Origin of the sequence: Streptococcus sp. F0441 (assembly GCF_000314775.2) — a bacterium.
Classification (GTDB): Bacteria; Bacillota; Bacilli; order Lactobacillales; family Streptococcaceae; genus Streptococcus.
The window spans coordinates 1,350,479-1,372,140 of record NZ_KB373321.1; the positions used below are offsets into that span (position 1 = coordinate 1,350,479).

Sequence of the window (21,662 nt, forward strand, 5' to 3'; positions counted from 1 at the left end):
GGATTTGGCTTTTTTGTATGCACAAAAAGACCTACCCAAATGGATAGATCTTTATTGTCTTACAATTTACCTGCTACTGCATCCAAGAGTTCTTGGATTTTCGCTTGGTTGCCTCCTCCTGCCATGGCCATGTCTGGTTTACCACCACCACGTCCATCGACGATTGGAGCCAATTCTTTGATCAGGTTTCCTGCGTGTACATCTTTAGTCTTGCTTGCTACGAGGACATTGACCTTGTCACCGATAGCAGCAACTAGGACAAGCACATCAGAGTAGTCTTTTTGTTTCCATTTGTCCGCAAAGGTACGAAGGGCACCTGCATCTGATACAGAAACTTGGCTTGCAATGTAACGGTGGCCGTTTGCTTCTTGAACATTCTTAAAAACATCGCCTGCTGCAGCTGCCGCTGCTTTTTCTTTCAACTCAGCATTTTCTTTTTGGAGCTGACGAAGTTGTTCTTGAAGTCCTTCAATCTTATGAGGTACTTCCTTGAGTTGAGGGGCTTTCAAGGTTGCTGCGACGGCTTTCAGAGCGTCTTCTTGTTCGCGGTAGGCTTCAAAAGCTTCCTTACCAGTCACTGCCAAGATACGGCGAGTTCCTGATCCAATCCCTTCTTCTTTGACAATCTTGAAGAGACCAATTTCAGAAGTATTACCTACGTGGGTACCACCACAAAGTTCCACTGAGTAGTCACCAATCGTAACAACACGAACTTCCTTACCATACTTCTCACCAAAGAGGGCCATAGCTCCCATTTCTTTAGCAGTGTCAATATCTGTCTCAACAGTTTCTACTGCAATTGCTTCCCAGATTTTCTCATTGACCTGTTGTTCAATGGCGCGCAATTCTTCAGGAGTTACTGCTTGGAAGTGTGTGAAGTCAAAGCGAAGGAATTCGACTTCGTTAAGGGATCCTGCTTGTGTCGCATGGTTTCCAAGGATATTGTGAAGGGCTGCATGGAGCAAGTGAGTTGCTGTGTGGTTTTTCATGACACGGTGACGACGATTGGTATCGATGGCCAATGTATATTCTTGGTTCAAAGCAAGCGGTGCAAGAACTTCAGCCGTATGAAGAGCTTGTCCGTTTGGCGCTTTTTGAACATCTGTCACAGTAGCCACAAGTTTTCCTGTAGCATCCAAGATTTGACCATGGTCAGCTACCTGTCCACCCATTTCAGCGTAGAATGGTGTTTCCGCAAAGAACAGGGAGGCAGTTCCTTCTGAAACAGCTTCAACTTCAGCATTGTCCGCTACGATAGCCACCAACTTAGAAGGCAATTGACTAGCATTGTAGTTGAAGATGCTTTCTACAGTGATGTTTTGAAGGGTTTCATTTTGCATCCCCATTGAGCCACCCTTGACAGCTGACGCACGCGCACGTTCTTGCTGCTCTTTCATGGCTACTTCAAAACCTTCACGGTCTATAGTCATCCCAGCTTCTTCAGCGATTTCTTCTGTCAACTCAACTGGGAATCCGTAAGTGTCGTAGAGTTTGAAGACATCTTGCCCAGCGATAACGTTTTGACCTTTCGCTTTCAAATCAGCTACAATGGTTTCTGCAAAGTGTTGACCTGAGTGAAGGGTACGGGCAAATGACTCTTCTTCGCTCTTGATGATTTTTTCGATAAAATCACGTTTTTCAAGCACTTCTGGGTAGTAGCTCTCCATGATTTTTCCAACAGTTGGAACGAGTTTGTAAAGGAAAGGCTCATTGATACCCAATTTTTGACCGTGCATGGAAGCACGACGGAGGAGACGACGAAGGACATAACCACGGCCTTCATTTCCCGGAAGAGCACCATCACCGATGGCAAATGAAAGGGAACGGATGTGGTCTGCGATGACCTTGAAGCTCATGTTGTCGCCATCTTGGTCGTAGACCTTACCTGACAATTTCTCAACTTCACGGATAATCGGCATGAAGAGGTCAGTTTCAAAGTTGGTCTTAGCCCCTTGAATAACCGCCACCAAACGCTCTAAACCAGCGCCCGTATCAATGTTCTTGTGTGGCAATTCTTTGTATTCGCTACGAGGAACAGTAGGATCGGCGTTAAATTGTGATAAAACGATGTTCCAGATTTCAATGTAACGGTCATTTTCGATATCTTCTGCAAGAAGGCGAATACCAATATTTTCTGGGTCAAAAGCTTCCCCACGGTCAAAGAAGATCTCAGTATCAGGTCCAGAAGGTCCCGCACCGATTTCCCAGAAGTTGTCCTCAATTGGAATCAAGTGACTTGGATCTACTCCGACTTCAATCCAACGGTTGTAAGAATCCTTATCTTCAGGATAGTAGGTCATGTAGAGTTTTTCAGCTGGGAAATCAAACCATTCTGGGCTTGTCAAAAGCTCATAAGCCCAAGTGATGGCTTCGTCACGGAAGTAATCCCCGATAGAGAAGTTCCCCAACATTTCAAACATAGTATGGTGACGCGCAGTCTTCCCTACGTTTTCGATGTCGTTGGTACGGATAGCCTTTTGCGCATTGGTGATACGTGGATTTTCAGGGATAATCGTCCCGTCAAAGTATTTCTTAAGGGTTGCTACCCCAGAGTTAATCCATAAAAGAGTTGGGTCGTTTACTGGAACCAAACTCACTGATGGTTCTACAGAGTGACCTTTGCTTGCCCAGAAGTCAAGCCACATTTGGCGAACTTGAGCACTAGATAGTTGTTTCATAATATCTCCTTATTTACTTATTTAATTTGATTGGCTTTCCAGCATCTCCACATAGTCAATCGCGACACAAAGGGAAATGACTAGGTCTGCATAAGAGTCTTCATAGACGGTTACGTTGTAAGTCGATGTTAAATGGAAAATCTCTTTCCTAATCTCGGCGACAAGCTGATCACGATCATCTAGTAATTTGAAATTCAAATCCCAGATATTGCCTTCAATACGAAGACTGAGGTTGTCAAATTCATACTTATCTCGCCAGAAGGTCAACTTCTTACGAATGACGAAATTTGACCCGTCCCGTAGCTGAATGTTAAAGCGAGGAAGTAAGGTGAAAAATTCTTTGCTGATTTCACTGACTTGCTCACCATAGGCGTCATAGATGGTAAAGGTTTTAGGAATTTGGAAAAATGATCCCTCCACCTGATAGTTCACTACTCCTCTATCATCCTTGATATCAAAGCGTTCGCCTCCAAGACGAAACTTTTGTTTCACGAGAAATGTCTTCATAAACACCTCCAAAAATCAAAAGACAAGTCCATATCACGAAGGGCGAAAAACCGCGGTACCACCTTCATTCAATGAACTTGTCATTCTCTTATTCTTATGCAATTGTGTGATTGAGTAGCATGATTTCCTAGCTTAGATGGCTCGCAGCACCGCCATTTCTCTGGGATAAGACAACTGAAAATCAATTCTCAACTCTAGTATTATATCGTTTTTGAAGGAGTTCGTCAAGGTTAATGCCCAACTCATTTCTTTAGAAGTTTCCCAAATATTATATAGGCGATAAGCCACAAGAAACTTCCAACCAATAAGAATTGACCTAAAACAATGAGATAATCTAAAATTGAGACCAACTTATACCATCCACTAAATAGAAGACAGGGAAGAACAGTAAAAAGCATAATGATAAAATGTATGACAGATTGTTTAAATAGCGACCATTTTTCAATTTCATAAATTACCGAGGCTGATGCTATCGAGGTAGCAATAATACCAACCAAAAATGTACTTTTAACCTGAAAAATATCAATCCCTTGAAGTCTTATAAAAATTGCTAAACTGGTCATAATGACAAAAGGAATAATTCCTCTAAAAATAGCTTTTTTAATCATAACTACTACCTCAATCATAAGCTAAAATGCCTTTAACTCTATCGAAATTATAGCATAATTAAGTATATTTTTCTACTAATTCATGATCTATTTTAATAAATAACCTAGCCATAAAATGGTTAATTTTCTATGGCTAGGTTTTATTTTTTTGTCTGATTGAAATTATTTCCGATAGTAGATAATCTCCTACTTCCGATACATTTTAAACTGGAGGAAGAGGTCGCTATATTTGCCTGTCCATTTATGGTCAAATTTCTCATAAACTTCTAGGTTTTTCATGGTGTCAGCGTCTGGATAGAAGGACTTGTCTTCTTTGGTCTCCTCTGGGAGCAGTTCCTTAGCCGTGTTATTTGGTGTTGCATAGCCGACATATTCTGCATTTTTAAGAGCATTTTCAGGTTTCAACATAAAATTGATAAAGGCATAGGCAGCATCTTGGTTTTTCACGGTTTTTGGAATGACCATGTTATCAAACCATAAGTTGCTGGCCTCAGTTGGAACGACATACTTGAGGTTAGGATTTTTCTCCAGCATCTGGCTGGCTTCTCCTGAGAAGGTCACACCGATGGCAGCATTGTTTTGAATCATGTAACCCTTCATCTCGTCCGCCACGATGGCCTTGATATTTGGAGTCAGTTTGTAGAGCTTGTCTACCGTTTCTTCCAACTGCTGAGGATCCTTTGAGTTGAGGCTGTAACCGAGCGAGTTAAGCCCGAGTCCTAGCACCTCACGTGCCCCATCAAAGAGCATGATGGAATCCTTATACTCTGGTTTCCAGAGGTCATCCCAATGCTCAGGAGCCTCATCTACCATGGTTTCGTTGTAGACAATTCCCAAGGTACCCCAGAAATAAGGAATGGAGAATTTATTGCCGGGATCAAATGACTGGTTGAGGAACTCTGGTCCGATATTTTCGATTCCTTCAATTTTTGAATAATCAAGAGGAACCAAAAGATCTTCATCCTTCATCTTGTTGATCATGTACTCACTTGGGATGGCAATATCATAGGTTGTCCCACCCTGCTTGATCTTGGTATACATGGCTTCGTTGGAATCAAAGGTCTCGTACTGGACTTGGATCCCTGTTTCTTCGGTGAATTGCTCCAAGAGTTCGGGATCAATGTAGTCTCCCCAGTTGTAGATAACCAATTTTTGACTATCTCGACTGTTGATTTTACTATCTAGATGATGAGCAACTCCCCACAAGACAAGGATAATCGCTGCAATTCCTGCTAAAAATGAATAGAGTTTTTTCATGCTTGCTCCTCCTTCTCACGTGAGATAAAGTAATAACCTACAACTAGGATAATACTAAAGAGAAAGACAAGGGCAGACAGGGCATTGATTTCTAGCGAAATTCCTTTACGAGCACGAGAGTAAATCTCGACTGACAGGGTTGAAAAGCCATTTCCCGTTACAAAGAATGTCACGGAAAAGTCATCCAGCGAATAAGTAAAGGCCATGAAATAACCTGCAATGATAGACGGTGTTAGGTACGGAAGCATGATTTCCTTGAACATCTGAAACTGGCTGGCACCTAGGTCATAAGCCGCGTGAATCATATCATCATTCATTTCCTTGAGACGAGGCAAGACCATCAAGACCACGATTGGGATGGAAAAGGCCACGTGACTAGATAGAACCGTCAAAAAGCCTAGTGAAAACTTCAGCTGGGTAAAGAGAATCAAGAAGCTGGCACCAATCATAACGTCTGGCGCAACCATGAGGATATTATTGAGTGATAAAAAGGCTTCTTGGTATTTCTTACGAGACTGATAGATATAAATGGCACCGAAAGTCCCGATAACGGTCGCAATCAAGGCTGATAGAAAGGCCAAGAAAAAGGTTTGGGTGAGGATCAACATAAGGCGACCATCACCAAACATGGTTTGAAAATGGCTCAAGCTAAAACCGGTAAAGCTGTTCATATCATCGCCAGCATTAAAGGCATAGCCAATCAAGTAAAAAATTGGCAAATAGAGGATGATAAAGACAAAGGCTAGGTAGAGATTGGCAAATTTTTTCATCGTTCTCTCCTTTCCTTAGTCACCCACATGGTGAGAAACATGGTCAGGATGAGAATCACACCGATGGTTGAACCCATACCGTAGTTGTCATTTGTCAGGAAGTTCTGCTCAATGGCCGTCCCCAAGGTGATCACTCGGTTCCCACCAATCAAACGTGTCAGCATGAAGAGACTCAAACTTGGGATAAAGACAGATTGAACTCCACTTCGCACTCCATTCATAGACAGAGGGAAAATAACGTGGCGGAAGGTTTCCCACTTGGTCGCACCAAGGTCATAGCTGGCATTGATGAGATTATTGTCCATATCATCCAAGACATTGAAGATCGGCAAAATCATAAAGGGAAGCTCGATGTAGCTTGCGACAAATATGAAGGAGAAATCCGTAAAGAGCAACTGTTGCGAACCGATTCCAATGAATTCTAAAAATTGGTTAATGGAGCCATCTTGACCAAAAATCCCGATAAAGGCATAGGCCTTAAGAAGAAGGTTGATCCATGTAGGCAGGATAATCAGCATGAGCCAGAGTTGACGGTGCTTGAGACGAGTCAAAAAGAGGGCTGTTGGATAGCTGATAAGAAGTGTCACTAGAGTTACAATCCCTGCATAAAGCACTGAGTTGAAACTCATTTTGAGGTAGGTCAAGTTTTGTGACGCAAAGTAAGATTTATAGTTTTCTAAACTGAACTGGCCTTCAATATTGAAAAAGGATTGTCCAAAAATCAAGACCAGGGGTGCCAATACAAAGAGTGCAATCCAAAGCATGTAGGGAACTACAAAGAGTTTAGAGGTTGTTTTCTTCATCTCTTTCCTCCTCGATCGCGTTAATCAGACCTGCTTCTTGCTCTTCGATTTCCACGTATTCTTCGATACGAGCATCAAACTCTTCTTCGGTTTCGTTGAGACGCATGATGTGGATGTCTTCTGGTTCAAAGTCCAGACCGATTTCCTCACCCACGATGGCCTTACGAGTCGAGTGGATCATCCATTCATTTCCAAGTTCATCATAGGCGATAATCTCGTAGTGAACCCCACGGAAAAGTTGAGTATCAACCTTAACTTGGAGCTTGCCTTCTTCAGGAAGAGTAATACGCAAGTCCTCTGGACGAATAACAACCTCAACAGGTTCATTTGGCTTCATCCCGCCATCGACCGCTTCAAAACGTTTGCCGTTGAACTCAACTAAATAGTCTTCAATCATGGTCCCTGGTAAGATGTTGGACTCACCGATAAAGGTAGCAACAAAGTGATTAATGGGCTCATCGTAGATATCCACAGGTGTTCCCGATTGGACAATCTCGCCATCATTCATAACGAAAATCCAGTCACTCATAGCCAGGGCTTCTTCCTGATCGTGAGTAACAAAGACAAAGGTAATCCCCAATCGTTGTTGCAGTTCACGCAGTTCGTACTGCATGTCTGTTCGCAATTTCAAGTCCAGCGCTGACAGAGGTTCATCTAACAAAACCAAACGGGGTTGGTTGATGATGGCACGGGCAATAGCCACACGCTGACGTTGTCCTCCAGAGAGTTTACGGATGGAACGTTTTTCGTAACCTTCTAGCTGAACCATCTTGAGAACTTCCGCCACGCGTTGCTCGATTTCTTTCTTGTCTACTTTACGCAAGCGGAGTGGAAAGGCAACATTTTCAAACACATTCATATGTGGAAACAAGGCATAGGATTGGAAGACTGTATGGACGTCTCGCTTGTTGGTTGGAATGTCATTGATGCGTACCCCATCCAACAAAATATCTCCTGTCGTTGCATTTAGCAAACCTGCGATGATGTTTAGGATGGTTGATTTCCCTGAACCAGATGCGCCTAAAAGAGTGTAAAATTTCCCTTCTTCCAACTCAAAGTTGATGTCTTTGAGAACCTTGGTGTTGCTGTCTTCAAAAACTTTAGAGACGTTTTTGAATTCGATAATTGGTTTTTTCAATTGGCATAAATTCCTTCTTTTTCATAAATTAACAGATCAGGGCTCTGTCAGGCCACTACCACCTCGTGTAGGAGATTGAACTGCCTACATGCATCTTCGCTAACGATAGGCTTTCACCCCCTTTACAATGGTTATAGCAGCAACTTTTCTACCCAAACCTTATTCTTTCTCACCCAAAATACGGACTTCCCTCTCAAGAGTGACACCTGAGTGTTCTTTTACCTTTTCAATAACAGATTGGATCAAGTCCTCGTAGTCTTTTGCCGTTCCGTCAGCAACATTGATCATGAAACCAGCGTGCTTTTCAGATACTTCAACACCACCGATACGATAGCCCTTCAAACCAGCCTCTGAGATCAACTGACCAGCAAAATGCCCCACTGGACGCTTAAAGACTGAGCCACAAGATGGGTACTCTAAAGGTTGTTTGAGTTCACGAAGGTGCGTCAAGCGATCCATTTCCTGCTTGATAACCTGATGATTTCCTGGAGCTAGGGCAAATTTAGCTGACAAAACAACAGCTCCAGAATTTTGAACAGCTGAATGGCGGTAACCAAAAGCCAATTCCGTGGCAGATAAGGTCTCGATTTCCCCTTCCTTGGTCAAAATTTGACAAGACTGCAAGATATGGGCAATCTCTCCTCCATAGGCACCCGCATTCATAAAGACCGCACCGCCGATGCTCCCTGGAATGCCACAGGCAAACTCGAATCCAGTCAAACTATGACGGAGAGCAATACGTGTCGTTTCAATCAAGTTGGCCCCAGCTTCCGCTTCAATGGTATAACCATCAACTGAAATGTTATTAAGCTTGTCACACAAGATGACAAATCCACGAATTCCACCATCACGAACGATGATATTGCTGGCATTCCCTAGCACCATCCAAGGAATATTCTCTTGATTGGCAAATTGAACGACACGCGCCATCTCATAGCGATTGCGTGGTAAAACCAGATAATCCGCTCGTCCCCCTACCTTAGTGTAGGTATAGAGCTTCAAGGGTTCCTTAAAACGAATATCAATTCCTTCTAATTGTTCTTGTATTCTAGTTACTAATGTCATATCTCTCATCCTTTTGTAAAGTGATTTCATTATACCATTTTTAAAGATTTTTGACGACTGGAAATTTCTGTATCCAATCTTCACATAAAAAAAGAGGTCACCCTCTTTTTATGATTTTTTCCAAAATATAGATTTTGTTAGCCAGACAAGAGCTATAAGTTCAGCGAGAAGGATGAACTCAACTAAAAGTGGATTTGTAATCCATCCCACTTGAGATAGAGCTGGAGCTAAGTCAAACAAAGCATGCAAGCCATAGGCAGCAACGAGATAGATCCATTTCTTTTGGATGACACTTTGGTAAACCCAGACAGTAAGGCTAATTTGAAGAACCAGAGCAAGCACACGCTCAACCCCTAGTAGATAGACCTGCCATGCTGATAGAGACTGAACTGTTTCTAATGTACTCTTTGTAAGAAGATTCGCCGCATCAGAGTTTGAAGATTGTAGGAGTGAAAAGAGGATCAAAAGGCTAATCAAACTTCCCATTCCGAGGTAGAGCATCTCCAAACCTCCATGTCCTAAACCATAAGCCAAAGCATCTCTATCTTCCAGCTTTCTCTTTTTCTCCAACCATTTAAAAAAGATAAAACGGGCCGTCTCTTCAAAGAGGGCTGCCATAGCGATCCCATAAAGGACGTATAAGAAAGGATGCTCCTGCGCGAGTAAAATGGTTCCGTCTTTTTGCGGATGAAGTACCAGAAGGTGAACCATCTTCTCTAACACTTGAGAAGAAACAAAAAATGCCATTGCCCCTAAGCCCATCACTGCAAGAGAAATCTTAAAGCGTTTTTTGGCGTACCAAGTCCCACCCACTAGGACTAAAACCAAAGCGATCATAGTAAGGATAATATGTAGTGTCATCTTCTTCTCCTATTCTGACTTGTCAATGTCTTTCTTCATCTCATCAACATTAAATTTGGCAAATAAATACTGGCGATCTTGGACTGGAAAACGTTGGTCCAACTGGTCGACTGCTCCAACCTCGATCATTCCTTCTTTGATAACAAAGTCCATCACATGCCCACCAAAGGTCAAATCGTCTGAGATAAAATGCAAATGATAGCCTGCAACACTCACCCCATGGAAAATCTCCGGTGTCCAAAATCCAACAATGGTTCCCGATACATTTTCACGGCTATATTCAGGTTGGTGAGTCGCGACATCAGCAAACTTGGTGTCTGTTGTTGACTTGGGAATCATCCGTACATGCATGTGGGCGAATTCTCCATGAATCTTGATAGAGCGAAAGAGATTTTCCCCATCATAGTAGGACTCAATCCGCTTTTCTAATTCCCTGTCCGTCATTTCAAAGCGCTGGCGGAAAATCACTTCTGCCTGATGGGGAACGACTGCCGCATAAGGGATAAGGGCATCAGGTGCAACTTCTACAATTTCAGGCTGTTCCCCTGAACCTTTGGCTTGATAAGCCTTGCCATCAAGGACAATCAACTCTCCATCAATCGAATCAAGGGTTCCCAAACCAAGGTCACCATGCTCCAGCAATTCTCCCACTGTCATGGTTCCGCCATAGAGACCAGCCATTAGGGCACCTAGAGTATTGTATTGAAATAATTTAACCGGTTCCTGCACTTTTCTATCCATTCTCTTTCTTATCTTCTGTTCAATGAATCATCATACTTTCTAAGTATACCACATTTGCTCCTAGTTGTGAAAGGGAGAAATACTTTTCCCATTGCAAAGGAAGCAAAAAAAAGGTACAATGTAACAAAATCAAGGGAGGTCTGGAATGAAGAAAGAAAGTAAATACCAAGCAGTCGTTTCCTTTCTCAAAAAGGGTATCGAATCGGGAAAATTTCCAACAGGTAGCCGGCTTCCCTCTATCCGTCAACTGAGCCAAGACTTTCACTGTAGCAAGGACACTATCCAACGAGCCCTGCTGGAATTACGCCATGAACAATACCTCTATGCCAAACCCCAAAGTGGCTACTATGTTCTAGAACAAGGACAGCACCAAGACTTGGAAATCGAAGTCACTGACGAACATGCTAGTGCCTATGACGACTTCCGACTCTGCGTCAACGAAACCCTGATAGGCCGAGAAAACTACCTCTTCAACTACTATGACAACCAAGAAGGACTTGAGGAACTCAGACAATCTGTCCATCAACTCCTCTTTGACCAAGCCCTCTACTGCAAACCCGACCAACTGGTTCTAACATCCGGTACCCAGCAAGCTCTCTTTATCCTTTCTCAGATTAACTTTCCGAGCGAGGGAGAAGAGATTTTGGTCGAACAACCGACTTACCACCGGATGAACCGCCTCTTGGTCGCTCAAGGATTAGCCTACCGGATCATTGAACGCCGTATTGATGGCATTGACCTTGAAGAACTGGAAGAACAGTTCAAATTTGGGAAAATCAAGTTTTTCTACACTATTCCTCGCTTCCACTATCCTCTAGGTCATTCCTATTCTGATCAGGAAAAAAGGGCTATTCTAGATCTAGCAAACCAGTATGGTGTTTACATCGTAGAGGATGACTATCTAGGAGATTTAGACCCTAAAAAAGGGCAGACCTTCCACTATCTGGACACTGAGGATCGGGTCATTTATATCAAGTCCTTCTCAACTAGCCTCTTTCCAGCCCTTCGTATTACCGCTCTTATTCTCCCAAATGCCCTAAAAAAGGCCTTTGTTTCCTACAAAAATATCCTAGACTATGACAGCAATCTCATCATGCAAAAGGCTCTTTCTCTTTACATCGATAGCCAGTTATTTGAAAAAAATCGACTGGCCAGACTAACCCTTCAAGAGAACTATCAGGCTCAGATTAAGGAAGTACTTGAAAAAAACACCTGTCCCTTGCCCCACTATCCTCTACACGATGGTCTCTTGCTTGATTTGAGACACTATCCTAAAATCACCAGTTTAAAACACAGTTCAGTCAAACTAGACTTTTTTGAGAAGGCTTATTTGGACGCCTGTCCTTATCAGTTCGCTAAAGTCTCTCTCGAAAATCTAGAAGAGTTATTAGAATACATAAAAGCAGAATTGGATTAAAGTCCAACTCTGCTTTTTCTTATTGTTCAACTTCTGTTAGTTTCGCTGCTTTTTCAAGATAAGTTTGATAGGTTCCGTCATCTTTCAGTTTTTGGATAACCTTATCGACTACTGCTTTCAAGTCTGATTGATTCTTCTTGATAGCAACAGCATTGGCTTCGCCATCTTTCATTGTCAAATTAACAGTTGCAACGGCAAGATCTGAGTTTTTACCTGCGTAGCTAAGAGCAACTGGTTCATCCATATGAACAGCATCCACTTTTCCAGCCTGCAATTCATTAACTGCTTCCCCCATATTGGTCAAGGATGTCAACTGGGCATTTGGTAATTGTTCCTTCACCATGGTTTCTGGAACGGTTCCCTTTTGAGCAGCGATATTCGCACTTGCAAGGCTTGTAAGATCCTTGTACTTATCTAAATCGGCTTTTCTAACCAAGAAACTCATCTTGTTTTCATAGTAAGGAATTGAAAAGTCAAAGACTTCCTTTCTTTCATCTGTGGCACTAATTCCTGCAATTGCTAAGTCAGCCTTTCCAGTTTGAAGGCTGGTCAAAACATTGTCAAAACTCATGCTAGAGATTTCAAGTTTAACCCCAAGCTCATCCGCAATTGCTTGAGCCATATCAATATCTGCCCCAACCACTTGGTTTTTACCATCTACCAAGGCTTGGAATTCAAAAGGTGCATAGTCTGGGCTGGTCGCAACGACTAGCTTTCCTTTTTGTTTAATAGCGTCCACAGCTGACTGGGAACTATCCGTTCCTGACTGGCAAGCTACCAAAACCATGCTGGCCAGCATGCTACACACAACTAATATCCATTTCTTAAATTTCATAAATAAACGACCTTTCTGTTTTTCCTGAATAATTATAACTCTTTCGAAACTGACTGTCAACGTTTTTCTTGCATTTTCATAAAATATAGTTACAAAAAATAGAAATTCAGTGGTTAGTTTATCTATCTATTGGGAAATTATTTTCAAAAAAATCATTCATCATTTCTTGATATTGCCGGTTTACAAGTACGATATTTTGTATGTCTATATGATCAAATAATCCTAATTCTAAAGTTTCATCACTTGTAAAAAAATTTGTAGAAATAGAAGTTTCAGATGAAACTAAATACAAAAATTGTAAGAACTTGAGCCTCATCACCATTCGGATAACTATCTGAATATTTTGTATAAACATTTAAGAGTTTTTCCACTCTCACTTCGACTCCCGTTTCTTCATAAAACTCTCGCACTAAAGCTTCTAAAGCCGATTCACCAAGTTCAATGGAACCCCACGGTAAGGGGAATAAGGCTTATTAAATAAAAAAATTTACTCTCTTACTCTATCACTATAAACTCTTTCAGCTTGTCTAATAATCTCTTGATATGTTTTTAATTCGATATTGTTATTTTTCAATTCAATTAAATCTAAATCTTCTAGTTTTTCCTTAGATTTCTCACCACAAATAAAATAAGCTTTTATATCCTTAGTATTTGAGATTCTTAAAGGATTATTTGATCGGTTTATTTCATCACTAATAAATCGTCTGTATTTATAGATCTGATTGGTTATTTCGGAAATTTCAGGTGTAGAGTACGCAGTAACTTTCTCTCTTTTTAGCTCACAGATAATTGGATAAGGCTCATCTGCAACTTTTGTAATAATATCGGTTCTTCCACTAACCTTACGTTCTTGAATAATTGCTTTATATTTGTTTTGTGTTTCAATCACTATTTCATTACTTGGTTTATCCCAATATTGATTAATCAACCATGGATTTTTAGCTAGATGTTCCTCAAAAACACTCTCAACTTCCTCATCGTCAATAATTAGTTTTAGTTTATTGATAATACTAATACGATCTTCAATATTAGATTTCATACGTAAAGCAGCATTTAGTTCCGTTTTCTCAAATAAGCTATAGAACTTCTCTAAGATCTCTCCAAAAGTATCCGTATCTGTATCTATAGTAATTTCATTTATAACTTTATTATTTACAAGTGCAAAGATTGCTTGTCCATAAACCCTATATTCAGCATCTGAATATTTTTCATCATTATCAAAAACTCTTTGTGCAAGCTTTGCAACCTGTTTTTGCTGTTTTTCGCTATAAAATTTGAATGCGGTCCCCAATCCGCTATCAGTACTTAACATTTTATCAAGATAATTTAGTTTTTCTCTAACTCTATTAGCACGTAAATTATTCCAATTTGCATTTAACTTATTACTAATTTTAGATAGTTTTTCAATTAATAATTTGACATTTGGTATTTCTTTATTCAAACCCTCTCTACTACTAAGCACAGGGTCTTCTTCTTCATTTTGAAGAAAATCTGCGTTGACTTCGCCTAAAAAGTATGAATTTGTTATCCTATTTTTTAATTTATCCCGTAAAATATCCTCATCAGCTAATTTTCCATGAATATAGACTGTTACACCTGAAATACTTATATTTTCATCAGCAAGTAATTGACTGGGAATTTCAACAGTACCAAGCCATCCACTAATTGAATAATTTGTAAAGAATTCATCATCTTCTTTGTAAAAATTATTTTCTGGAATATTAGGGAAGCGTTGTTTGATTTCTTCTAACTCTGTACCGAAATAATAAACAAACTCTAAATTATCATCGTAAAAATGCTGACTCAAATCTACAATTTCAGAATTAATTTTAAGACTAAAATCATGGTTATTAATTACATTTATCGAGAATCTTCTAGAAATTAAATTCTTCAATCCCTCAATACTTGATGAAATGATTTTTCTTCTCATCTCAGGTATATAAACAATTGTTCCAGTAGTATTTTCTTCTAAATCTGGGAAGAACTTTTTTAATTCTTGCAATGAATCAATATATTCCACAGCAATTGGAACAGTCGGTCTGTCTTCAAGTAATAATTCATAATTAAAAATCATCTTTTTCCATTGAGTATCTATGTCACTCTTTGTATAAAGTACATAACTATCACCTAAACTAAATGCTGAAAATTTTCCGATACCTTTTCTCCCCATATAAGGTCTAAGTGTAATTCCATCAGGACGTCTAACTGAATCAGTATTTTTTTCTGTACCAGAAATAGCATATCTCCCAGACAACTCTTCATCTGTCATACCAATACCATCATCAACAATTAGCAAAGAAGTTTTTTTATCCCCATCATTTTCAATATCATTGTAGAAAATATTACACTCTGTACAATAAGCATCCCAAGAATTTGCAATCAATTCTGTGATTGCTGGTGGATTTGATGTATATAAATTTCTACCAAAATGCTTTACTGCACCATAGGCAATTTGCAAGTCAATTTTTTCAATACTCATTTAATTTTCTCCAAATGCTTCAATATACTATTTCCAATAACTTCACCTAACTTCGGAGGAACAGCATTCCCAATTTGTAATGCAACTTGTGCTATTGGATAGTTTCCCCCAAGTTCAGGTTGTGTAAATAAGTAATCTCTCGGAAATGTTTGTAACATTGCACCTTCACGTAGACTTAAAGCTCTATCTTGATCAGGATGTCCAAATCGCCCATTTCCTATTCCTGGGAATTGTGTTGTAATTGTATTAGCAGGTTTATCCCACTCTAAACGACCATATACTGATCCAAAAGAAGCTCCGCTTTTTTTCTTATAAGCTTCCAGTAATAGTTCCTCGTCCCAATCCCTCCAAGTTCCACCAGGTTTTGACTGTTTTATTCTCTTCATATTCAGTTCAGATATATTTCTGCTTCTATGAAGAGGATCACTTAAATCAGTATCTCCTGCCTTCAATTTTGGTAAATTTCCAATTGTATCTCGAAGTGTAGGGTAATTATCTTTATTAAATTGAGCAGGAATTAATTTGATTTCTCCTAATTTTGAAGCTAAAAGCAATAATCTCTTTCTTTTTTGAGGAACACCGTAATCTGGCGCGAATACCACTTTGTAATCAATTAAATAATTATTATCATTCAAAATCTGGATAAATTTATCAAATACCTTTTCATTGACCATTTGTGGAACATTTTCCATCGAAACAATGTCAGGTTGGACATATCCAATTTGTTTGCCAAAATAATCTAAAAGATCCATCTTTTGAAGTGTATTCTCATTATTTTTATACTTATGACTATATGTTGAAAAGGGTTGGCATGGAGCACATCCCATTAAAACTTTTATATCAGTATCATCTGGAAAAAGATTAGTAATTTCCTTGCTATCTATTTTTTTTATGTCCTTTAAAATAAATCTCGCGTTATTGTTAAATTCGTATGCAAATTGACTACGAGGATCTATATCATAACCTGCTATTACATTTATACCTGCTTGCTGAACACCACAGGTCAACCCTCCAACACCACAAAATAAATCTACAGCATTAATTTTCATGGCAATATCCTCCATTTTAAATTATAGCATTCTTTTTGAACTTTTTACAGTATATATAATTGGTAAAAACTCAACCTCTTATTTTATCAACGTTTTAAACACCTGTTATTATGCACATCACCACCTGGTAATCCCCACGTTCCTTTATCTGCTCGTTTTTGTAATAAAATTTTTCCTGATTGACTTAATATTCCACAGGTAAAATTTAAAATTATTTTATCTTTTCCTGCTTTTTTCTTATATTCTGTATGTAGTACATTACTCACCTCTGACAAAATAAACCATCAATACAACGAAAGCTTACTATATTAAAAAGTAAGCTTTCACAATCATTTTATCATTTGAATACTTTATAGTTCGACAATCTTACCTGTTTCAAAGTAAACAACCCATTCACAGATATTTTTTGCGTAGTCTCCGATACGTTCCAAGAAAGAAATGACCTGGAAGTAATCACGGCCTGTAACGATGGCTTCAGGATTTTTCCTAATTTCTTCTGTAGCCAAATCACGGATGCTATCAAAGTAATGGTTGATTTTTTCATCCATCGCCGCTACTTCGTAGGCTTGATCCACAGAACCGTTGAGATAGAGATCTAGAGCTGATTCAACGAAGTTTTTCACGTCGCGTCCCATCTTTTTGATTTCTTCTTCAACAGAAGGGATACGTTGCTCTCCCTTCATACGAATAGTCGCCTCAGCGATAGACACTGCATGATCTCCCATGCGTTCCACGTCTGAAACTGCCTTTAGAACGGTCAAGACGGTACGAAGGTCTTGCGAAACAGGTTGTTGGAGGGCGATCATTTCAAATGATTTCTTTTCCAACTTCACTTCATATTCATTTACTTCTGCATCGTCTTCGATGACTTCTTTTGCCAAATCACGGTCATGCGTAACAAAGGCACGCACTGTACGATTGATCTGCGAGAGCACTTCTTGTCCCATGGCATAGAACTGGTTGTGCAATTTCTCTAAATCTTCTTCAAATTGAGATCGTAACATCATTCAACTCCTTATCCAAATTTTCCTGTAATATAATCTTCTGTTTCCTTGTTTTGCGGGTCTAGGAACATCTTCTTCGTATCGTTAAACTCGATTAAATCCCCATCTAGGAAAAATCCTGTTTTATCAGAGATACGTGAGGCTTGTTGCATCGAACGCGTTACCAAGAGCATGGTGTATTTATCCTTCAGACCATACAAGGTTTCCTCAATCTTACCTGCAGAAATAGGATCCAAAGCTGAAGTTGGTTCATCTAAGAGGATGATTTTTGGACTGGTTGCTAAGACACGAGCAACACAAACACGTTGTTGTTGTCCACCTGAGAGACCAATGGCTGAATCATGCAAGCGATCTTTGACCTCATCCCAAATAGAAGCGCGTTGCAAGGCCTTTTCCACCGCTTCATCCAAAACATGTTTATCCCTGACTCCATTGATACGTAGGCCGTAGACAACATTTTCATAGATAGACATAGGGAAAGGATTGGGCTGTTGAAAGACCATACCGATTTCCTTACGCAATTCAACCGTATCGGTACGTGGACTGTAGATATTGTGGCCATTATAAATCACTGTTCCAGTTGTTGTCACCTCAGGATTTAGATCGCCCATGCGGTTGATGGCTTTGAGCAGGGTGGACTTTCCTGATCCAGAAGGACCAATCAAGGCTGTTATTTCCTTAGGTTGGAAAGAAAGGGAAACACTATTCAAAGCCTTCTTTTTATTGTAATAAACGGACAGGTCTTTAACCTGCAAAATCGGTTCTGTCATACTGCTTCCTTTCTAACCAAAGTGTCCCGTTACATAGTCATTGGTTGACTGTAACTTAGCATTTTGGAAAATATTGGATGTCTTATCATACTCGATCAAATCGCCCAAGTAGAAAAATCCTGTGTAGTCACTTGCACGCGCTGCCTGCTGCATACTGTGGGTCACGATAATGATGGTAAAGTCCTTCTTCAACTCCAACATGGTTTCTTCCAGCTGGGCTGTCGCAATCGGATCCAAGGCTGACGCTGGCTCATCCATCAAGAGGATGTCTGGCTTGACAGAGATGGCGCGAGCAATACAGAGACGTTGTTGCTGTCCACCAGAGAGCATCAAGGCTGATTTGTGGAGGTCATCTTTGACCTGATCCCAAAGGGCAGCCTGTCGGAGAGAGGTTTCGACAATTTCATCCAAGACTTTCTTATCCTTGACTCCTGCACGTTCATGAGCAAAAGTGATGTTACGGTAAATAGACTTGGCAAATGGATTTGGACGTTGGAAGACCATTCCGATATGCTTGCGCATCTCATAGACATTGATTTCTGGACGGTTGACGTCAATCCCTTGGTAGAGGATTTGACCTGTGACCTTGGCAATATCAATGGTATCATTCATCCGATTGAGACTGCGAAGGTAGGTAGATTTCCCAGATCCGGAAGGACCAATCAAGGCCGTTATTTTATTTCTTTCAAATTGCATATCGATGCCCTTGATGGATTCATTTTTACCGTAGTAAACATGTAAATCCTTGGTAGAGAGGGCCACTTTTTCTTCAGGGAAGGTGATGATATGCTTTTCATCCCAGTTATATTTTGACATGGCTTCTCCTTTAGGCAGCGGTTAATTTCTTGTGTAGATAGCTTCCGAGTTTGCGTGCTCCAAAGTTAAAAATCAAGATAAAGATGAGGAGCACAGCGGCAGAACCAGCAGATACAATGGTAGCATCAGGAATGGTTCCTTCACTGTTGACCTTCCAGATGTGGACCGCCAAGGTTTCTGCTTGACGGAAGATTGAGATGGGACTGGTAACACTGAGGATATTCCAGTTAGACCAGTCAAGAGCTGGAGCGGATTGTCCTGCAGTATAGATAAGAGCGGCGGCCTCACCAAAGATACGACCAGATGCCAAGACAACACCAGTGACGATACCTGGAAGGGCTTCTGGAATGACGACATGGACCACAGTCTCCCAACGAGAAATCCCAAGAGCCAATCCAGCCTCACGCTGTGTATGGTGAACGTGTTTTAAGCTGTCCTCAACATTTCGAGTCATCTGAGGAAGGTTAAAAACCGTCAAGGCCAAGGCACCTGATATGATTGAAAATCCATACTCAAACTGGACTACAAAGATCAAGTAACCAAAGAGCCCCACAACAACTGATGGTAGAGAAGACAAAATCTCAATACAGGTACGAATGAAATTGGTCACAGGTCCTTTTTTTGCATACTCAGCTAGGAAAATCCCCGCTCCCATGGACAAAGGAACAGAAATAACCAAGGTAATGACTAAAAGGAAGAAGGAATTATAAAGCTGAATCCCGATACCCCCACCTGCTTGATAAGAGGATGATTTTCCAGTCAAGAAAGACCAAGAGATGTGCGGTAACCCTCTCACCAAGATATAGAGAATCAAGGATGCCAAGATGGCAACAATGATACCAGCGATGGTATAGAGGACAGCTGTTGCAAGTTTATCTAATTTCTTAGCGTGCATAGTTTTTCTTTCCTCTTTCTTTCGTAATCAACTTAATCACACTGTTAAAGGCCAAACTCATCAAGAGCAAGACTAAGGCCAGTGACCAGAGAACGTTATTATCAACCGTTCCCATGACGGTATTTCCGATACCCATAGTCAAAACAGAAGTCAAAGTCGCAGCAGGTGTTGTTAGCGAGGTTGGGATAACTGCTGAGTTTCCGACAACCATCTGAATAGCAAGAGCTTCACCGAAGGCACGCGCCATCCCAAAGACCACTGCTGTGAAAATACCTGAACGTGCTGCTTTCAAGGTCACACGCCAGATGGTTTGCCAACGAGTGGCTCCCATAGCCAAACTAGCTTCACGGTAATGACGAGGAACAGCACGCAAGCTGTCTGTTGTCATAAAGGTTACAGTTGGTAGGATCATGACAAAGAGAACGAAAATCCCTGACAGGATCCCAAACCCAGTTCCACCAAAGACGCTACGAACAAAAGGCACCACAACTTGCAAACCGATAAATCCATAGACGACTGAAGGAATCCCGACGAGAAGTTCAATGGCTGGTTGCAAGATTTTTGCACCCTTTGGTGATACTTCAGTCATAAAGACTGCAGCACCAATGGCAAAGGGAGTTGCGATGAGGGCAGATAAAATCGTCACAATAAAGGAACCCAAAATCATCGGAAGGGCACCAAATTGTTTCCCTGAAGGATTCCAAGTTTGTCCAAAGAGGAAATCAAAGATGTTCACTCCATTGACAAAGAAGGTTGATAAGCCTTTTTGGGCTACAAAAATCAAAATCATCGCCACAATGATGACAATCAAAGAAAGGCAGGTGAAGGTCAAACCTTTACCAAACTTCTCAAGGCGAGAGTTCTTTGAAGGAGAGAGTAATTTTTTAGATAATTCTTCTTGATTCATTATTGACCTCCTTCTACTGCTGTAACGGTACCTGAAGCATCCTTTTGGACTTTCATTTCATTGATAGAGATATAGCCCATGCCCTTAACAATTCCATTTTGGGCTTCATCTGAGAGGACGAAATTCAGGAATTCAGCAGCTAACTCATTTGGCTGACCGAGTGTGTACATATGTTCATAAGACCACAAAGGCCAGTTGTTGGTCGTTACATTTTCAGACGTAGGTTCATACCCATTCAGTTTCATGCTTTTCACGGAATCATCTACATAGGCAAAGGCTAGATAAGAAATGGCTCCAGGAGTTTGGGATACAATGGACTTGACCATCCCGTTAGAATCCTGTTCTTGGCTCTGCATTGCCGATTGGCCATTCATAACGACCGTATCAAACGTCGCTCGTGAACCAGAACTTGCTGCTCGGTTGATGATTGAAATTGCCAGGTCTTTGCCCCCAACTTCTTTCCAGTTGGTCACTTCACCTGTAAAAATTTTGCGAAGTTGCTCGGTTGTGAGATTTTCAACATCCACTTCCTTGTTTACAATCACTGCAAGACCAGCCACTGCAACCTTATGATCCACAAGCGCTGAAGCGTCAATTCCATCTTTTTCCTCAGCAAAAACGTCAGAGTTCCCGATGTCAACTGCTCCAGACTGGACTTGGGATAGTCCTGTACCCGATCCACCACCTTGAACATTGACTGTTTTTCCGATGTTTCTAGAGCCGAATTCATCTGCTGCTGCTTCGACCAGAGGCTGAAGGGCAGTTGAACCAACAGCTGTCATGGATTCTCCACGATCAATCCAGCTAGCACATCCTGCTAGAGAACCTGCCATCAAAAGAGCTGCGAGAGACATGACGAGCTTTTTTCTTTTTTTCACTGTTATTCTCCTTGAACATAATGATAAATGTTCTGATTTCTTCCGTTTGTCCTGATCATCCAATTATCATCAATGGTTGTCCCGCTTTATTTTTTAGACATTCTTAGGAGCGGACAATTCCATCGTATAATACAAGTAATAATGAAAGACTATCAGAAAAAACTCATATTTCCACTATAACATA

The 21,662-nt window shown here is 40.7% G+C and carries 21 protein-coding genes; 1 reads left to right on the top strand and 20 read right to left on the bottom strand.

Annotated elements, in window-relative coordinates; translation table 11 throughout:
* Positions 1-59: 59 nt before the first annotated feature.
* The 10 genes from alaS to budA form a co-directional block, all read right to left on the bottom strand.
* Entirely contained in the window at positions 60-2,678 is a 2,619-nt protein-coding gene (gene alaS / locus HMPREF9188_RS06510) for an alanine--tRNA ligase (RefSeq protein ID WP_009730316.1), read from the bottom strand.
* A 21-nt stretch (positions 2,679-2,699) separates the two neighbouring features.
* On the bottom strand, positions 2,700-3,185 hold the full coding sequence (locus tag HMPREF9188_RS06515; protein ID WP_009730317.1) for an LURP-one-related/scramblase family protein: 486 nt from the start codon (positions 3,183-3,185) through the stop codon (positions 2,700-2,702).
* Between the two features lie 242 nt (positions 3,186-3,427).
* The gene (locus HMPREF9188_RS06520) at positions 3,428-3,793 is read right to left on the bottom strand and encodes a DUF3021 family protein (protein ID WP_009730318.1); all 366 of its coding nucleotides are present in this window, start codon (positions 3,791-3,793) and stop codon (positions 3,428-3,430) included.
* A 186-nt stretch (positions 3,794-3,979) separates the two neighbouring features.
* Positions 3,980-5,050 carry an ABC transporter substrate-binding protein gene (locus HMPREF9188_RS06525; protein WP_009730319.1) on the bottom strand — a complete coding sequence of 357 codons (1,071 nt, stop codon included), beginning with the start codon at positions 5,048-5,050 and terminating at the stop codon, positions 3,980-3,982.
* Positions 5,047-5,820 carry an ABC transporter permease gene (locus tag HMPREF9188_RS06530; protein WP_009730320.1) on the bottom strand — a complete coding sequence of 258 codons (774 nt, stop codon included), beginning with the start codon at positions 5,818-5,820 and terminating at the stop codon, positions 5,047-5,049. Before HMPREF9188_RS06530 ends, HMPREF9188_RS06525 begins: the two co-directional genes overlap by 4 nt.
* Positions 5,817-6,623, bottom strand: coding sequence for an ABC transporter permease (locus HMPREF9188_RS06535; RefSeq protein WP_009730321.1), 807 nt, complete (start codon positions 6,621-6,623; stop codon positions 5,817-5,819). The genes HMPREF9188_RS06530 and HMPREF9188_RS06535 overlap by 4 nt, the downstream gene beginning before the upstream one ends.
* A complete protein-coding gene (locus tag HMPREF9188_RS06540) occupies positions 6,604-7,761 on the bottom strand; it encodes an ABC transporter ATP-binding protein (RefSeq protein WP_009730322.1) in 1,158 nt (385 codons plus the stop codon). Before HMPREF9188_RS06540 ends, HMPREF9188_RS06535 begins: the two co-directional genes overlap by 20 nt.
* A gap of 159 nt (positions 7,762-7,920) precedes the next feature.
* Positions 7,921-8,826 carry a UDP-N-acetylmuramate dehydrogenase gene (murB, locus tag HMPREF9188_RS06545; RefSeq protein WP_009730323.1) on the bottom strand — a complete coding sequence of 302 codons (906 nt, stop codon included), beginning with the start codon at positions 8,824-8,826 and terminating at the stop codon, positions 7,921-7,923.
* Positions 8,827-8,934: 108 nt separating this feature from the next.
* Positions 8,935-9,687, bottom strand: a complete 753-nt coding sequence (locus HMPREF9188_RS06550) for a YhfC family intramembrane metalloprotease (RefSeq protein ID WP_009730324.1) — start codon at positions 9,685-9,687, stop codon at positions 8,935-8,937.
* A gap of 9 nt (positions 9,688-9,696) precedes the next feature.
* Positions 9,697-10,428: an acetolactate decarboxylase gene (gene budA, locus HMPREF9188_RS06555; protein ID WP_009730325.1), complete on the bottom strand. Its 732-nt coding sequence runs from the start codon at positions 10,426-10,428 to the stop codon at positions 9,697-9,699.
* A gap of 145 nt (positions 10,429-10,573) precedes the next feature.
* Here budA and HMPREF9188_RS06560 point away from each other — a divergent pair, with 145 nt between their 5' ends.
* A complete protein-coding gene (locus HMPREF9188_RS06560; RefSeq protein WP_009730326.1) occupies positions 10,574-11,845 on the top strand; it encodes an aminotransferase-like domain-containing protein in 1,272 nt (423 codons plus the stop codon).
* A gap of 19 nt (positions 11,846-11,864) precedes the next feature.
* Here HMPREF9188_RS06560 and HMPREF9188_RS06565 read toward each other — a convergent pair whose 3' ends face one another.
* The 10 genes from HMPREF9188_RS06565 to HMPREF9188_RS06610 form a co-directional block, all read right to left on the bottom strand.
* Positions 11,865-12,680 carry an ABC transporter substrate-binding protein gene (locus tag HMPREF9188_RS06565; protein WP_009730327.1) on the bottom strand — a complete coding sequence of 272 codons (816 nt, stop codon included), beginning with the start codon at positions 12,678-12,680 and terminating at the stop codon, positions 11,865-11,867.
* 272 nt (positions 12,681-12,952) lie between these two features.
* Positions 12,953-13,090, bottom strand: coding sequence for a hypothetical protein (locus HMPREF9188_RS10630; protein ID WP_232194157.1), 138 nt, complete (start codon positions 13,088-13,090; stop codon positions 12,953-12,955).
* A 77-nt stretch (positions 13,091-13,167) separates the two neighbouring features.
* Positions 13,168-15,159, bottom strand: coding sequence for an ATP-binding protein (locus HMPREF9188_RS06575; RefSeq protein WP_009730328.1), 1,992 nt, complete (start codon positions 15,157-15,159; stop codon positions 13,168-13,170).
* The gene (locus HMPREF9188_RS06580) at positions 15,156-16,208 is read right to left on the bottom strand and encodes a DNA cytosine methyltransferase (RefSeq protein ID WP_009730329.1); all 1,053 of its coding nucleotides are present in this window, start codon (positions 16,206-16,208) and stop codon (positions 15,156-15,158) included. The genes HMPREF9188_RS06575 and HMPREF9188_RS06580 overlap by 4 nt, the downstream gene beginning before the upstream one ends.
* A gap of 350 nt (positions 16,209-16,558) precedes the next feature.
* On the bottom strand, positions 16,559-17,212 hold the full coding sequence (gene phoU / locus HMPREF9188_RS06585; RefSeq protein WP_009730330.1) for a phosphate signaling complex protein PhoU: 654 nt from the start codon (positions 17,210-17,212) through the stop codon (positions 16,559-16,561).
* Positions 17,213-17,223: 11 nt separating this feature from the next.
* On the bottom strand, positions 17,224-17,982 hold the full coding sequence (gene pstB / locus HMPREF9188_RS06590) for a phosphate ABC transporter ATP-binding protein PstB (RefSeq protein ID WP_000138671.1): 759 nt from the start codon (positions 17,980-17,982) through the stop codon (positions 17,224-17,226).
* Between the two features lie 12 nt (positions 17,983-17,994).
* A complete protein-coding gene (pstB, locus tag HMPREF9188_RS06595) occupies positions 17,995-18,798 on the bottom strand; it encodes a phosphate ABC transporter ATP-binding protein PstB (protein ID WP_009730331.1) in 804 nt (267 codons plus the stop codon).
* Between the two features lie 10 nt (positions 18,799-18,808).
* Complete coding sequence (gene pstA, locus HMPREF9188_RS06600; protein WP_009730332.1) at positions 18,809-19,693, bottom strand: phosphate ABC transporter permease PstA; 885 nt, start codon at positions 19,691-19,693, stop codon at positions 18,809-18,811.
* Positions 19,683-20,600, bottom strand: coding sequence for a phosphate ABC transporter permease subunit PstC (gene pstC / locus HMPREF9188_RS06605; RefSeq protein WP_001070951.1), 918 nt, complete (start codon positions 20,598-20,600; stop codon positions 19,683-19,685). Before pstC ends, pstA begins: the two co-directional genes overlap by 11 nt.
* Positions 20,600-21,478, bottom strand: coding sequence for a phosphate ABC transporter substrate-binding protein PstS (locus tag HMPREF9188_RS06610; protein ID WP_009730333.1), 879 nt, complete (start codon positions 21,476-21,478; stop codon positions 20,600-20,602). Before HMPREF9188_RS06610 ends, pstC begins: the two co-directional genes overlap by 1 nt.
* Between the last annotated feature and the right edge of the window lie 184 nt (positions 21,479-21,662).

Excerpts from the sequence above, each read along its gene's own strand:
- alaS (WP_009730316.1), bottom strand. The coding sequence starts at position 2,678 with ATGAAACAACTATCTAGTGCTCAAGTTCGCCAAATGTGGCTTGACTTC.
- HMPREF9188_RS06515 (WP_009730317.1), bottom strand. The coding sequence starts at position 3,185 with ATGAAGACATTTCTCGTGAAACAAAAGTTTCGTCTTGGAGGCGAACGC.
- HMPREF9188_RS06520 (WP_009730318.1), bottom strand. The coding sequence starts at position 3,793 with ATGATTAAAAAAGCTATTTTTAGAGGAATTATTCCTTTTGTCATTATG.
- HMPREF9188_RS06525 (WP_009730319.1), bottom strand. The coding sequence starts at position 5,050 with ATGAAAAAACTCTATTCATTTTTAGCAGGAATTGCAGCGATTATCCTT.
- HMPREF9188_RS06530 (WP_009730320.1), bottom strand. The coding sequence starts at position 5,820 with ATGAAAAAATTTGCCAATCTCTACCTAGCCTTTGTCTTTATCATCCTC.
- HMPREF9188_RS06535 (WP_009730321.1), bottom strand. The coding sequence starts at position 6,623 with ATGAAGAAAACAACCTCTAAACTCTTTGTAGTTCCCTACATGCTTTGG.
- murB (WP_009730323.1), bottom strand. The coding sequence starts at position 8,826 with ATGACATTAGTAACTAGAATACAAGAACAATTAGAAGGAATTGATATT.
- HMPREF9188_RS06550 (WP_009730324.1), bottom strand. The coding sequence starts at position 9,687 with ATGACACTACATATTATCCTTACTATGATCGCTTTGGTTTTAGTCCTA.
- budA (WP_009730325.1), bottom strand. The coding sequence starts at position 10,428 with ATGGATAGAAAAGTGCAGGAACCGGTTAAATTATTTCAATACAATACT.
- HMPREF9188_RS06560 (WP_009730326.1), top strand. The coding sequence starts at position 10,574 with ATGAAGAAAGAAAGTAAATACCAAGCAGTCGTTTCCTTTCTCAAAAAG.
- HMPREF9188_RS06565 (WP_009730327.1), bottom strand. The coding sequence starts at position 12,680 with ATGAAATTTAAGAAATGGATATTAGTTGTGTGTAGCATGCTGGCCAGC.
- HMPREF9188_RS06575 (WP_009730328.1), bottom strand. The coding sequence starts at position 15,159 with ATGAGTATTGAAAAAATTGACTTGCAAATTGCCTATGGTGCAGTAAAG.
- HMPREF9188_RS06580 (WP_009730329.1), bottom strand. The coding sequence starts at position 16,208 with ATGAAAATTAATGCTGTAGATTTATTTTGTGGTGTTGGAGGGTTGACC.
- phoU (WP_009730330.1), bottom strand. The coding sequence starts at position 17,212 with ATGTTACGATCTCAATTTGAAGAAGATTTAGAGAAATTGCACAACCAG.
- pstB (WP_000138671.1), bottom strand. The coding sequence starts at position 17,982 with ATGACAGAACCGATTTTGCAGGTTAAAGACCTGTCCGTTTATTACAAT.
- pstB (WP_009730331.1), bottom strand. The coding sequence starts at position 18,798 with ATGTCAAAATATAACTGGGATGAAAAGCATATCATCACCTTCCCTGAA.
- pstA (WP_009730332.1), bottom strand. The coding sequence starts at position 19,693 with ATGCACGCTAAGAAATTAGATAAACTTGCAACAGCTGTCCTCTATACC.
- pstC (WP_001070951.1), bottom strand. The coding sequence starts at position 20,600 with ATGAATCAAGAAGAATTATCTAAAAAATTACTCTCTCCTTCAAAGAAC.